The organism is Nocardioides sp. (assembly GCF_014360585.1).
In the GTDB taxonomy this organism is placed as follows: Bacteria; Actinomycetota; Actinomycetes; order Propionibacteriales; family Nocardioidaceae; genus Nocardioides.
The window spans coordinates 167,134-177,367 of the sequence record NZ_JACIXG010000001.1 but is presented as its reverse complement, the minus strand read 5'-3'; the positions used below and the strand labels follow the sequence as shown (position 1 = coordinate 177,367).

The window sequence follows — 10,234 nt, the reverse complement described above, 5'->3', positions numbered from 1 at the left end:
CGGGACGGGGGTGCGCGTAGGGACCGGCCGCCAGGCCGCATGCCCGGAGCGCGGGGGTCCCTGGCCCGCCGGCGGCGGGCCAGCGCGCGGAGCGCGCCTTGAGTCAGTAGAGAAAGTTCTCACGGCAGGCTTGGCCTACCAAGGATTGGGGACGAACATCCGTTCTTGTCGCGAAGGCGGCCTCGCGGGATGCGCGGGCCTCCTAAACTTGACCTTTAGGGTGCCGCCACGCAGCACGACATGTGATCTAGATCACAGCGCAATTGGGAGTTGGGGTTTAGGATTGACTAAAGTCGAACGAATGTTGGTGGCGGATGGTCGAGTTCATGCGGTCGAGTGTGGGTTGCGGTCCGACATGACGAGCCCGGCCGCGGAGTTCATCGAGGCCATGCGGTGTGGGCAGTGGCGGGAGGACCCTGGCGCGGCCGACTTCCCAGATGATGCGCAGATCAAGCATGTCGACCTCCTGTTGTCCTGGTTTGATCTCCTGGCAGAAGATGGCTACCCGCCTCGGCGGACGTCTGTGAACTTCTTGGAGGACGGTGTTTGGGAGTTCAAGATTGGGGCTGCTCGGCTTAGTTACTTTGACACCGATGGCGGTGGAAGCTACATCCCCAAGAACAAGATTCGCGACCGTGCTAACAGTCAGAGCCCCGATGACGAAGAGTTCTGGTGGTATCCCATCTTTGATGAATATATACGGCTTGGTTATCCGTTCCCGAAGACCGGTCAAGTCGCTGGTCCGACGAATATCGCTGAGTGCTTGAAGTTGCGAGCAGAGGATTTGGAGCATGATGTCTAGGCGTGCAGAAGGTAGGCAGTCTCTAGTTCGCCAGCGCGAGGAGACCAGTGAAGGTCGAGCCAGCCTTGCGGCCGGGCGAGCCTCGCACCGGATGGCCGGTCTGCTTCAGCGAGCCAAAGAAGCGGCCAAGATCAAGAATTCGGATATCGCCAGTTCCCTGGGTATATCCGAGGGCCGAGTGAGCCAGGTTCTAAACGGGGACGGGAATCTCCATGTAGCAACGATTGCTAGATTTCTGTCCGCGATGGGCTACGAACTTGAGGTGTCGGCTCGTCCTCGTGAATCAGATTCGGGTCTTCCGCACCTTTCGGGATCTCGGTCAGCGAGGCCGGCCCCAGGGAGAAGCGTGCGGAGCTATGACTTCTTTGAGCAGGTCTTTGCCTGCGATGTGGGTGTGGTAGCGACTCAGATTGCCGTGGTCGAGCGGCCGCCGTCATTGAGGGGAGCCATTGAGCCTCTGGGTATGCCGCAACACGTGGGGTCGATGGAAGCGCCGGGCTCTCCTCGAGTGAAGGTCGATTGGGCGATGTTGTCCGCTCTTACTGCCGGTTTCGGATTGGGTTCTGATTTGGATGAGTGGACCGACCGGACCGATGAGGCGCTCCGTCTTGGAGATGAGGTATCTCAATGACTGACGAGCCGCCTCGCCCGGCAACGATCGGGCAGATTCTCCGGGGGCTCACCCTTGAGGGCATCGTTCTCTGGGACTGCTCGGTAGAGCGTGGCAGCGCTCCGGGGTCATCGACCAAGCATGTGAACGGGTCCATCAACTTGGAGCCCGGCCTGTCTGAGGACGGTCTCATCCTCGTGCTTGCTAAAGGCACGTGGGAGTTCACAAACGATGACGAAGAGTCTATCGTCACGGTCAGTGCAACCTTCGCGATTACATACGAGGGTGACTTGTCCTCCGCGGATGTCGACCAGACGGAATTGGTCACCCAACTGGGGCGTTCCGCGATCGTCCAGGTGACGCCTTTTCATCGCGAGTTCCTGGCTACCATTACCAACAGGCTTGGAATTGATGCATTCTACCTGCCGCTGATGCGAAAGAATGACATCAAGATCGTCGCGAAGTAGTTAGCCCCTAGCGTGGATCTGAATGCTGGGATGAATTTGCTTAGCCCATTCGAGAATCACTGAAGCCAATCCGTATCGGATCTTCGATCAGCAGCTCTCAGTCTGCCTCTGTAAGAACGCGCGGCCTATGGCGAAATTTTAAGCGCCGTACCGACAAGGAAATGACTGATGGAAACAACTGCAAGGAACCGCACAATCGGCGGTATCGTTATTGGCGCAATCATTCTCATTCTTCTGCTCGTCTTATTTTCGTGCACCGTGACCCCTGGGAATCTACAGGGTTACGGAGAATACAACTACCACCGGGATGCAAAAGGATACTTCCTCTCTGTTCCTGTATCGAAAGATAAGCAGGTGCCGCCAGAGTGGATGTGCCATCCCAAGGAGGGTGATGTTCGGACTCTGACCTGCGACATCCGGATAGACGGCGCACAAGGGGCCAATGCCGACAACCTGACCAAGCAAGAAGTTGAGGATCTTGTAAGGGAAGAAGTTGAGCGTCTCGAGAACACTCCCCAGGTCGAGCCCATGCAAGGAGCCGATCGCCCGGGGAGTGACCTAGCGAGTAACTTGCCAAATTGGATCATGGCGGGGGTGGCTCTGGCGACCTTTGGCTGGTTGTTGTTCACTCAGCGCGATCACCTTCCGGCGCTGATCACCGGGGTACGTCGCCTGCGTGCGCGGCTGCGTCGTTGGCTCGCAATTAGGGTGTTGCGGAGTGTGGGCGCTGGACCTGGGCCGCTTCGCCACTTGAGAGGTTGGCGACCGGTGCGACAGAGGTCGTAGCGGGCGAAGGCGTTCCCCTCGTTCGCATCATGCCGAGCGTCGGCGTCGAGCCGAACCTCGCTTGACGCACGCACCAGGAAACCAGCCGGAAATTTACTGGACGCGACCCCGTTATCGACGCCGGTCGTTCCACACGTTGATGTCACTCCTTGCTGGCCGGATCTCGCTGACGGGGAGCCACGCATGGCGGATCTCTGGCGCGGCGTACGTGGTGTCGACCCAGATCACCCACGCGCGCCACCTGCCCTTGTGCAGCTCCCACTTGAGCACGAGGCCGGGCATGGGCGGCGGATAGTTCCGACGCTGGCGGTGCACCCAGACGTGTAACCAGTGCCTGGGCTCGGGCCAGGCGTCGTTCTTGGGAGGGTTGGCCGACACGCCTCAGGGTATCGAACAAACGTTCGAGTTTTTGAATCAGGGCTGGCTGCCAACGAAGTGGCACAGAACAGCGGTGGCATCGTCATGTCGCTTGCCACGGAATTTCCCCGCGGCGGTCTCATCGGCCTCGCGGGTCTGGCGGACCAACTCGTGTGGCCCGGTTTCAAGAATGCTGAAGAGGCTGCCCCAGGATTGGTCGTGTCGCTCAACGAGGGTTGCGGCTCCATCGGTCAGGACGGCAGCAGCTTGGACCGGCTGGGCGGCGAGGGAAATGCTGCCAGAGACAGCGTGACGCGCCGCTTCAGGCTTCGTGCTTGCGACCCAGAATCCCTTGTCGGTGTTTCGAGCTGCGGCGACTCCTGGAACGGAGTAGTCCTGCAGGTGATCGAGCCGATCGTCTGTGATCGGGAGTATCCCGCCATCGGCCATGCGGAGCACGACGGACGAGTCCGCGAGTGCCAGGTAGTCGAGGCGGTCACCGTGCAGCCGAAGGAGGGCGACTGTTGACGATGGGCTGTTGGGGTCCTTGAGATCGCATGTGTCAGCGTGGGCGTCGCACACCTGCTGGATCGCGTGCTCCAGGATGGCGGCCAGGCTCCATGCGGCTGGGGCGGTAAGTCCTTCGGCCAGGCGGAGGCCAAGCTGGCGTACTAGCCACGGCACATCGTGGATGCATCCGTTTTCCAAGCCAGGGACCGGTGACGCGCCGTCGAGAACAATGACAAAGTCGCTACCGGCGAGGACGAAGTCTTCGTTGTGCTCGTGATCTGGCGATGTCTCGGTGTAGATCTCGGCGCTGAGGCGCATGCTCACTCCGGGGCTTCGAATTCGTAGGCGAACGTGTGCCGGTCACTAGCGAGCACGGATCGGAACACCTCGACCGGACCGGTCGCAGCGTACGCGATCCGGTGTAGCTCGATGACCGGCACGCCTGGGTGCAAGTGCAGTCCCTTCGCCTCTTCTGGCGTCGGCGGTCGTGCCTGGAGCTCCTCGCGGAAACGCTCGATCCGATAGCCGGCCTCTTCAAGGCGCGCATATGAGCCGCCGGGTCCGGAATTCTCGGCCGTGATCGCCGTCCCTTGGACAATCTCGGGAAGGTAGTAGCTGTCTGCGAGCTGGGTGGGATCGTCGGCAAGCCACGTGCGCCGGCGACGTACGAACACCTCTGCACCAGGCTCCATCTCGTACCACTCGGCCACCCATGCGGGCGCGGGAACGGTACCTAGCTCAAGCACCTCCTGAGACCAGCTCAGACCAGCCGACTCGGCCTCAGCCTGGAATGGTGCCTGCCCGCGCTCGCGGACGCTCCTCGCGTATCGATCGGACCCGAGGCGAACCATGTACGGGCGCCGGCGAACGAAGACTCCACTACCCGTCTTGCTGTCTACGAGACCTTCGGATCGCAGAGCTGCAACTGCTTGGCGTGCGGTCTGGTAGGCGACGCCGTAGCGCTCCATCAGCTGAGCGGTCGAGGGGATGCGTGCGCCCTCGGGAAGTTCGCCGGAGCGGATCTCCTGTCGGAGGTCTGCGGCGATCTGCTGTGAGGGCGATGCGTCCCCGGCTCGGTTCACGGACATGGAACTAATTCTTGCACCTAACTAGACAGGCTGCCTAGCCGGTGCTACCTTCGATTTGTACCTAACTAGTTAGGTGCCTAGGCAGCGAGAAAGGCTTGCTGCCACTCACAAGGGAGATCTAGTCATGGCGATGCCGAAGAAGATGCAGCTCACGACCGAGCAGGTGTTCCCGAACGGGGCGTTCGTGGTGGGCGAGGTCGAGCCGGTGCGGGACTACGACGCGCCTGCTCCGCCGAAGGGTGTGGACCGTCCGCAGAAGCGGGACCAGGAGACCGGCCTGATGGTCTGGACGGTCCCGATCCTGGACGCGGACCCGGAGGCGAAGAAGAACCAGAAGACAGTCAACGTCAAGATCCTCTCCGCGACTCAGCCGGTCCCGCCGGTGAACAACTCGGGGATGCCGTTCATCCCGGTCGAGTTCACCGACCTCGAGGTTGGCTACTACGTCAAGACGGAGGGCGACTTCTCCCGACTGGAGTGGACCTTCATGGCTCGAGGAATGACCGAGCCCGCGGGCCGTAAGCCTGCTGCCGGTAACGGCGGTGCCTCCTCCTCGAAGGCGGCCGCCTGATGTCGCGGATCAGCTCGCACGAGGCGGCGTGGGTGGCCGAGCTGCTGATCCTGCTGCCCGACGTCGAGGTCCTCAGTGTCGATGTCGTGGCCGAAAGCATGCAGGTCAACGGCGAGGAGGTACCCGTCGCGGTCGTGCAGATTCTGGCCCCGACGCTCTTCGAAGCCGAGGAGCTGGTCTCGGCGCTTCATCTCACCAAGGTCGAGGGCGCAGACATGCCCGCGACGGCGGCCAACGATGCCGAGTACGCCTGGCACCAATGGCGCGGCTGGGCACACGAGGGCTCCCGACAGGTCGCCTGCCAAGTCAAGGTCACCGCCGCCGAGCTCCGCGCCAACGGCCGTGAGAAGGCTTCGGTGGCGGCGTGAGCCTCTACCTGGTGTGGATCGGTGACGGGGCCGACCCGGCGCATTTGGCCGGCCTCAACGCCGACTTCACCCTGTGCGGCGAGCCCAACGCGGGCAGCCGCTGGTCGTGGGACTACCCCGACCTCTCCACCCCGGTGTGCCCGGTCTGTCGCGGCAAGGCGGCAGGTCTGTGAGCACACCCCACCTTCGCCCGCTGGCCGTCGCGTTTGGGAAGGCGCGGCGGCTGGCGGGAACCAACCCCAACAACGACATCAACAACGAGAGCAGCAGCACTGACAGCACGGAAAGGGAAGTCTGATGGTGGCAGCACGACGCAAAGACCTCGACGCCTGGGCCCAGCTCCTCGGCGTCACCAACGACGCCGACGCCATGGCCGCACTGCGCAGCCTGCACGGTCGTCTCCTGGTCATCGCCGGAGAACTCAACTGGTTCCAGAACAAGTTCTCCACCTCCGGTGTCCTCGGTGGCGACGGCGTGATGGTCGCGCTGCACGAGGCCGCAACCGGCACCCTGGACGCCTCTGAGGAGCTGTGGCAGCTGCGCCGCTCCTTCGAGCGCCACGACCGGGGAGTCGCCTGATGTGGGGCCGGCGCAACCTCGACCTGGACGCCTGGGCCACCGCGCTCGGGGTCAGCAACGACACCGACGGCATCGCTGCCGTACGGCGTCTGGACTCCGAGCTCGAGGCGATCATCACCGACCTGGCCCGGCTCAAGAACAAGCTGCCGGAGTCGGTTCGCTCGGGCACCTACGCCGATGCGGCCCGGGACTTCGTCGGCACGGCTGCCGAGAGCCTTCACGAGTCCCGGGACTGTCTCAAGACGATCTCAGAGGCCTTCGGGCGTCACGAGCGGGGTGAGTCGTGATGGGTGACTGGCTCGGCCGCCTCCTGCGCAGAGCGGCTCTCAAGTGCCTCAAGGCTGCCGCGTTGGCGGTCTGGTTCCTGTGCACCCGACCCGGCCTGTTTCTCCCGGCCGCTGTGCTCGGCTGCCTGATCGCTGGGCTGGTCGAGGTCGCCGGTCGTCTCGGCTGGCTCCTGGCCGGCAGCGTCGTCCTCGGATCGGTCGCTGGCCTCGCTGGTCTGCTCGCTGTCTGGTGGCGGTTCGCGCCCTCATCGTTCGCCCGGTTCGTGGGTCCGACCGGTCGCACCGCTGGCCGCATCGCCCGGAACTGGGTCGGTCGCTGGGTCCGCTACGGGATCTTGTGGGGCTTCTGGATGCGGCGCTGTGGCCTGACCAAGACCGACAAGACCTCTGGCCGGGTCCTGGCCCCGCGGCTGGTCAAGGTCTCCTCCACTCCGGCTCTGGACCGGCTGCTGGTGCGTCTGCCGGCAGGAATGGCCCCCGGTGCCCTGGAGGGCTGCGACGACGCCCTGGCCAACGCGATGCGCGCGAGTGAGGCACGGGTCCGTAAGCACAAGCCCGGGATGTGCTGGCTCGAGCTGGAGAAGCGCAACCCCCTGGCCAAGACCATCCCCGCCATCCCGGTCCCGACTGGTGGCGGTGCTCTCGACGCGGCACGTCTCGATGGGCTGCACATCGGCTACACCGACCACCTCGAGCCCTGGTTGCTCAAGATCCGCGGTAACCACCTCTTCATCGCGGGCGAGACCGGCGCGGGCAAGGGGTCGGTCATCTGGTCCATGCTCCGCTCCCTGGCACCCCTGATCACTGCTGGGCTGGTGCAGGTGTGGGCCATCGATCCCAAGGGCGGGATGGAGCTGGAGTTCGGCCGCGACATGTTCAAGCGCTACGAACGCGACAACTACGAAGCCATGGCCAAACTCTTCGAAGACGCCGTCGGGGTCATGGATGACCGCACCATCGACCTACGCGGCGTCGCCCGCTCCTTCACGGTCTCCCCGGAGACGCCGCTGGTGATCGTCCTGGTCGACGAGCTGGCCGACGTGACCGAGTTGAACGAAGACCGCCAGATCCAGAACCGGATCGAGAACGCCATGGGCCGGCTGCTGACCAAGGGCCGCGCCCCCGGGTTCTCGGTGGTCGCCTGCACCCAGATCGTCACCAAAGACGTCGTGAGGTGGCGCGACCAGTTCACCATCCGCATCGCTCTGCGCCTCAAGACCTTCGGACAGGTCGACATGTCCCTGGGCGAAGGAGCCCACGACGCGGGTGCGTACTGCGAGGCAATCCCCGAAGACCTCCCCGGCATCGGCTACGTCCGCCTCCAGGGCCGCGCCGAACCCGTCCGGGTCCGGGCCGGCTACGTCACCGACGAGGAGATCCAAGACATGAACGCCACCTACCCCGCCGGCGGGCTCACGCTGACCCCGACCGGTCGACGCGACGAGCACCACCACGACACGACGACTTTCGACACCCAGCCCGTCGAGACCAGCAACCGCATCGGCCTGGCCGAGACCGACCGAGTCCCCGCACGGTCGTTGACGAAGAACACCCGCCCGGGCGACAACCGACCCCCGCGCGGCCCGGTCACTCCTGGCGGTGCGCCCCGTACGCGCAAACCCCGCAAGCCCCGTACCCGCCACGGGGAGCCGTCGCCCGACGTCGTTACCGGCGAGGTCGTCAGCTCCACCGATGCGACCGATGCGGAGGTGCACTCATGAGTACCCCGGTCTGGATGGAGGACGCTGCCTGCACCACTCGCGAGGCGCGGGCGCTGCCGTGGACCACCGACACCATCGAGGTTCCCGAGGTCATCGTGGATCTGATGCGGTCCACATGCGACAGCTGCGCTGTCCGTTCCGCCTGCAACTCGTACGCCCTCGAAGAGCGGGTTTCTGGTGGCATGTGGGCTGGGTCAGACCGTGCCGCTGAGCCTCGCGATCTCCTCGAGCTGATCGACACCCTGCCGAAGCTAGTGGCGGCATGACCAGCTGGGAGCAACTCGTCCTCGACATCCCCGGCTGGGAGCCCCTCACCGTCGACCCCACCCCGGCGATGCTCCGTGGCAAGCAGTCACTGTCTCAGTTCTCCTGGTGCGGCTGCGTCGTCGTACAACCCCGCCCCGTGACGCACAAGCTCGGCGCCTGCCCCTCGTGCTCTCACGACCCGATCGAGTGGTGGACCCAAGACCATCTCTGCTCTGGACTGCAGGAGGTCGCAGCGTGACCCTGCTAGCTGATGCTCCGGGCATCCACAGTGACGCATCCTCCTCGACCTGGAACAGCGGCAGCGCGTCGTTTCCTGGGTTCGGGGAGGATGCGCCGCTGGATCTGTCCGGCCTGACCGACGCCGGCTTCCAGGCCCTCACTACTCGGGTGATCGACAAGACCTTCGACGCGTTCGCCGAGACTGCGGCCGCGGTGAAGAACTGTGCGCACCCCATACGGCTGGTGGGCCGATCCGAGACCTACGAACTCGACCCCGTCACGGGTGAGGTTGGCGGGCTGCTGTCCTCGTACAGCTCCACCGACGCGCCCCTGGGGCTGTTGTATCGGGCCTGCGGCAACCGACGCGCCGACGTCTGCCCCTCCTGCTCCAGGACCTATGCCCGGGACACGTTCGCGATGATCAACGCCGGCCTGGTTGGTGGAAAGACGGTGCCTGACACGGTGGCGGAGAACCCGCTGCTGTTCGCCACTTTCACCGCCCCCTCCTTCGGCCATGTCCACGGACACCGGGGCGGAAAGCCCTGCCGGCCACGCTCCCGCAACAAAGGCGAACGCTGCCCCCACGGTCGCCCAACGGCCTGTCACCAGCGCCACGACGAAGACGCACCGATCAATGGCGCGCCACTGTGCTTCGAGTGCTACGACTGGCAAAGCGCCGTCATCTGGCAGTACTGCCTGCCCGAGCTGTGGCGCTACACCACCCAAGCTCTGCGCCGTGCGCTCGCTCGCCGTCTCGGGGTCCCGGACTCGCGCCTGGGCAAGATCGCCTCGCTGCAGTTCGTCAAGGTCGCCGAATACCAATCCCGTGGCCTGGTCCACTTCCATGCCCTGATCCGGCTCGACGGCCCTGACGGCCCGGGATCTGCTGCGCCGCTGGATGGTCTCGACCTGGCCCAGATCCTCCAGGCCGCTGCGGCCGAGGTGTTCCTCGATGCTCCGCCGGCCTTTGCGGGTGACCCGGCTCGGCGGCTGCGGTGGGGCAAGCAGCTCGACATCCGAGTCGTGCGTGAAGGTGATCGCCTCGAGGACCCTGACAGCGACCTCACTCCCGGGCAGGTAGCCGGGTATCTGGCGAAGTACGCCACCAAGGACGCCAACTCCGTCCGCGCCGACACGCCCCGGCCACACCTGACCCGTCTCGTGGAGGAATGCCGCGAGCTGGCCGAGTCTGCTGCCGGTCACTACGGCTACGGCACCGACGAGAAAGGCAAGCCCCTCAACCCGTATCGCTACCTCGGCAAGTGGGCTCACATGCTCGGGTTCCGTGGTCATTTCTCGACCAAGTCCCGGCGCTACTCGATCACCCTGGGTCGCCTGCGTCGTGCCCGGGCTCGCTACCAAGCCCTGGTCGCTGCCTCGCACACCGATGAAGAAGCACGTGCGCAGCTGCTCGACGTCGGCCAGCTTGAGGCACTGCTCCTGGCCGACGAGGAGGAAACCACCCTCGTGATCGGCGAATGGGCGTATCAGGGCTCCGGCTGGACGAACCCTGGCGACGAAGCTCTTGCACTGGCTGCTGCTGCTCGAGCGCGTGAGTACGACCAGTGGAAGGCCCAGACCAAGAACACCAACCGATGAAAG

Annotated in this window: 16 protein-coding genes; 13 read left to right on the top strand and 3 right to left on the bottom strand. The window is 64.5% G+C overall.

Translation table 11 applies throughout. From position 1 onward, the window contains the following. Positions 1-301 precede the first annotated feature (301 nt). The 4 genes from H5T77_RS00845 (at position 302) to H5T77_RS00830 (ending at position 2,665) form a co-directional block, all read left to right on the top strand. Positions 302-802 (top strand): hypothetical protein, encoded by a 501-nt coding sequence (locus H5T77_RS00845; RefSeq protein ID WP_292643988.1) that lies wholly within the window; start codon positions 302-304, stop codon positions 800-802. 346 nt (positions 803-1,148) lie between these two features. Continuing rightward, entirely contained in the window at positions 1,149-1,433 is a 285-nt protein-coding gene (locus H5T77_RS00840; RefSeq protein WP_292643986.1) for a hypothetical protein, read from the top strand. Further along, a complete protein-coding gene (locus H5T77_RS00835) occupies positions 1,430-1,879 on the top strand; it encodes a hypothetical protein (protein ID WP_292643984.1) in 450 nt (149 codons plus the stop codon). Before H5T77_RS00840 ends, H5T77_RS00835 begins: the two co-directional genes overlap by 4 nt. Positions 1,880-2,047: 168 nt before the next feature. Continuing rightward, positions 2,048-2,665, top strand: coding sequence for a hypothetical protein (locus H5T77_RS00830; RefSeq protein ID WP_292643982.1), 618 nt, complete (start codon positions 2,048-2,050; stop codon positions 2,663-2,665). A 111-nt stretch (positions 2,666-2,776) separates the two neighbouring features. Here the strand turns inward: H5T77_RS00830 and H5T77_RS00825 are convergent, their stop codons facing one another. The 3 genes from H5T77_RS00825 to H5T77_RS00815 all read right to left on the bottom strand — a co-directional run bounded on the left by H5T77_RS00825 (position 2,777) and on the right by H5T77_RS00815 (position 4,620). Further along, positions 2,777-2,947: a hypothetical protein gene (locus H5T77_RS00825; RefSeq protein WP_292643981.1), complete on the bottom strand. Its 171-nt coding sequence runs from the start codon at positions 2,945-2,947 to the stop codon at positions 2,777-2,779. 132 nt (positions 2,948-3,079) lie between these two features. Continuing rightward, positions 3,080-3,850 (bottom strand): protein phosphatase 2C domain-containing protein, encoded by a 771-nt coding sequence (locus H5T77_RS00820; protein WP_292643979.1) that lies wholly within the window; start codon positions 3,848-3,850, stop codon positions 3,080-3,082. 2 nt (positions 3,851-3,852) lie between these two features. Next, positions 3,853-4,620 carry a GntR family transcriptional regulator gene (locus H5T77_RS00815; protein ID WP_292643977.1) on the bottom strand — a complete coding sequence of 256 codons (768 nt, stop codon included), beginning with the start codon at positions 4,618-4,620 and terminating at the stop codon, positions 3,853-3,855. Between the two features lie 124 nt (positions 4,621-4,744). Here H5T77_RS00815 and H5T77_RS00810 point away from each other — a divergent pair, with 124 nt between their 5' ends. From H5T77_RS00810 to H5T77_RS00770, 9 genes are all read left to right on the top strand, one after another. Continuing rightward, positions 4,745-5,191, top strand: a complete 447-nt coding sequence (locus H5T77_RS00810) for a plasmid replication, integration and excision activator (RefSeq protein ID WP_292643975.1) — start codon at positions 4,745-4,747, stop codon at positions 5,189-5,191. Next, positions 5,191-5,559 (top strand): hypothetical protein, encoded by a 369-nt coding sequence (locus H5T77_RS00805; protein ID WP_292643973.1) that lies wholly within the window; start codon positions 5,191-5,193, stop codon positions 5,557-5,559. The genes H5T77_RS00810 and H5T77_RS00805 overlap by 1 nt, the downstream gene beginning before the upstream one ends. After that, complete coding sequence (locus H5T77_RS00800; RefSeq protein ID WP_292643971.1) at positions 5,556-5,732, top strand: hypothetical protein; 177 nt, start codon at positions 5,556-5,558, stop codon at positions 5,730-5,732. The genes H5T77_RS00805 and H5T77_RS00800 overlap by 4 nt, the downstream gene beginning before the upstream one ends. A gap of 124 nt (positions 5,733-5,856) precedes the next feature. Beyond that, on the top strand, positions 5,857-6,138 hold the full coding sequence (locus tag H5T77_RS00795) for a hypothetical protein (protein WP_292643969.1): 282 nt from the start codon (positions 5,857-5,859) through the stop codon (positions 6,136-6,138). After that, entirely contained in the window at positions 6,138-6,425 is a 288-nt protein-coding gene (locus H5T77_RS00790; protein WP_292643967.1) for a hypothetical protein, read from the top strand. The genes H5T77_RS00795 and H5T77_RS00790 overlap by 1 nt, the downstream gene beginning before the upstream one ends. Next, positions 6,425-8,146, top strand: a complete 1,722-nt coding sequence (locus tag H5T77_RS00785; RefSeq protein WP_292643965.1) for an FtsK/SpoIIIE domain-containing protein — start codon at positions 6,425-6,427, stop codon at positions 8,144-8,146. Before H5T77_RS00790 ends, H5T77_RS00785 begins: the two co-directional genes overlap by 1 nt. Next, on the top strand, positions 8,143-8,412 hold the full coding sequence (locus H5T77_RS00780) for a WhiB family transcriptional regulator (protein ID WP_292643963.1): 270 nt from the start codon (positions 8,143-8,145) through the stop codon (positions 8,410-8,412). Before H5T77_RS00785 ends, H5T77_RS00780 begins: the two co-directional genes overlap by 4 nt. Continuing rightward, complete coding sequence (locus H5T77_RS00775) at positions 8,409-8,651, top strand: hypothetical protein (RefSeq protein WP_292643961.1); 243 nt, start codon at positions 8,409-8,411, stop codon at positions 8,649-8,651. The genes H5T77_RS00780 and H5T77_RS00775 overlap by 4 nt, the downstream gene beginning before the upstream one ends. Then, a complete protein-coding gene (locus tag H5T77_RS00770; RefSeq protein ID WP_292643959.1) occupies positions 8,648-10,231 on the top strand; it encodes a replication initiator in 1,584 nt (527 codons plus the stop codon). The genes H5T77_RS00775 and H5T77_RS00770 overlap by 4 nt, the downstream gene beginning before the upstream one ends. The last annotated feature ends 3 nt before the right edge of the window (positions 10,232-10,234 follow it).

Coding starts and splice junctions, on each gene's coding strand:
- H5T77_RS00785 (WP_292643965.1), top strand. CDS start 6,425: ATGGGTGACTGGCTCGGCCGCCTCCTGCGCAGAGCGGCTCTCAAGTGC.
- H5T77_RS00815 (WP_292643977.1), bottom strand. CDS start 4,620: ATGTCCGTGAACCGAGCCGGGGACGCATCGCCCTCACAGCAGATCGCC.
- H5T77_RS00820 (WP_292643979.1), bottom strand. CDS start 3,850: ATGCGCCTCAGCGCCGAGATCTACACCGAGACATCGCCAGATCACGAG.
- H5T77_RS00835 (WP_292643984.1), top strand. CDS start 1,430: ATGACTGACGAGCCGCCTCGCCCGGCAACGATCGGGCAGATTCTCCGG.
- H5T77_RS00790 (WP_292643967.1), top strand. CDS start 6,138: ATGTGGGGCCGGCGCAACCTCGACCTGGACGCCTGGGCCACCGCGCTC.
- H5T77_RS00775 (WP_292643961.1), top strand. CDS start 8,409: ATGACCAGCTGGGAGCAACTCGTCCTCGACATCCCCGGCTGGGAGCCC.
- H5T77_RS00795 (WP_292643969.1), top strand. CDS start 5,857: ATGGTGGCAGCACGACGCAAAGACCTCGACGCCTGGGCCCAGCTCCTC.
- H5T77_RS00825 (WP_292643981.1), bottom strand. CDS start 2,947: ATGCCCGGCCTCGTGCTCAAGTGGGAGCTGCACAAGGGCAGGTGGCGC.
- H5T77_RS00805 (WP_292643973.1), top strand. CDS start 5,191: ATGTCGCGGATCAGCTCGCACGAGGCGGCGTGGGTGGCCGAGCTGCTG.
- H5T77_RS00845 (WP_292643988.1), top strand. CDS start 302: ATGTTGGTGGCGGATGGTCGAGTTCATGCGGTCGAGTGTGGGTTGCGG.
- H5T77_RS00830 (WP_292643982.1), top strand. CDS start 2,048: ATGGAAACAACTGCAAGGAACCGCACAATCGGCGGTATCGTTATTGGC.
- H5T77_RS00780 (WP_292643963.1), top strand. CDS start 8,143: ATGAGTACCCCGGTCTGGATGGAGGACGCTGCCTGCACCACTCGCGAG.
- H5T77_RS00810 (WP_292643975.1), top strand. CDS start 4,745: ATGGCGATGCCGAAGAAGATGCAGCTCACGACCGAGCAGGTGTTCCCG.